The sequence below is a fragment of the Xenorhabdus khoisanae genome (genome assembly GCF_001037465.1).
Classification (GTDB): Bacteria; Pseudomonadota; Gammaproteobacteria; order Enterobacterales; family Enterobacteriaceae; genus Xenorhabdus; species Xenorhabdus khoisanae.
On sequence record NZ_LFCV01000227.1, the window covers coordinates 1 to 1,337 of the forward strand.

Genomic DNA, 1,337 nt, shown 5'->3' on the forward strand with positions numbered 1-1,337 from the left:
GGGTTACAGTTAATGAATATCATATTAATTGCCACAAACCCAGATGTAGCAAGGCTTTCAGGGAATTGTGCAGAGGGTGCATAACTGAGAGGGGGAAAAAGATTTATAGGAGATATTTCTGGTAGGAAGACTAAATTTCCTAATTTTAAGTGAGCATTGTTATTGTTTAGGAGAATAATTAGCACATAAAAATACTTTTATGTATTGATATACATCAACACATAATTAAAATTATCAGCTTAAATAACTTCTTAAGAACTATCTGAAAAGATATTATTTCATATGATAATTATTAAAAATACTCAATGTAATATATTATTCTTGTTAAATGATGGTGTTTTTTATTTCTAATTTATATTTTTTATCATTGTCATTTGGATTTATAGTAAATTATGAATATGGCTATTGACAAGCAAGAAAATAGTTATATATTTCGTGTTAAGTAAATAACAAACACAAGGAAAGGAAATGGCTAACATTATTTACATGACCTTAAACGGCAAAAAGCAAGGGCTGATATCAGCAGGTTGTTCAACCTATGATTCAATAGGTAATAAATATCAAGAAGAAAATAAAGATAAAATATTGGTTTATTCTGTAGATCACGATATCAGTAGAGAACAGAATGTAAATCATCAACCTATAATAATAACAAAGCCAATAGATAAATCATCTCCATTATTAGGGGTTTCAATATCAAATAATGAGCATTTAGATTGTCTGCTTGATATATATAGGAATAGCTCAGCTGGGGGGTTAGAAAAATTTTACTCTATCAAATTAACGAATGCCACTATAAAAAACATCTCCAGTCACTATCCTAATTCACTAAGCCACAATGATATGCAACCATATGAAAGTATAACAATTTCATATGATAGCATAACATGGACACATCACATCGCTGGCACATCAGGTTACAGCATAAGAGAAGAGAATGTATTTTAATTCTTCTCCACTAAAAACAAAATGGTACGCTCAGTACCATTTTGTTTTATACTTATAATGGTATTATCTTTCCGCCAGCGTTCATCTTTCCAATACTTATCATAGTATTTTATAAAGCCCATATTTTCGGTGTATTTTATTAATTCTGTCAGACGCTTCAATTCTACATTTGAAAATATAATTTCGTTTGTCATGGTATTATTACCATCAGGGGAGTCATAGTATATAATATAATCATTTGAAATTAAAGGTACACTTTTAATCTCATCCAAGGTAAATGCGTAATAATAAATAAAATTTCTTTTTGTATATGATAAGTTAACATTCGCTAATGATGCAAAAAAAAGAATAACACCAATAGCTAAAATAAATATAACAATACATATACG

General features: G+C 28.6%; 2 protein-coding genes. One reads left to right on the forward strand and one right to left on the reverse strand.

Going from position 1 to position 1,337, the window contains the following annotated elements:
• The first annotated feature begins 468 nt into the window (after positions 1-468).
• Positions 469-948, forward strand: a complete 480-nt coding sequence (locus AB204_RS20355) for an Hcp family type VI secretion system effector (protein ID WP_047965205.1) — start codon at positions 469-471, stop codon at positions 946-948.
• Here the strand turns inward: AB204_RS20355 and AB204_RS20360 are convergent.
• A partial coding sequence (locus AB204_RS20360; protein WP_072061491.1) for a hypothetical protein occupies positions 945-1,337 on the reverse strand: 393 nt, incomplete at its 5' end. The genes AB204_RS20355 and AB204_RS20360 overlap by 4 nt on opposite strands.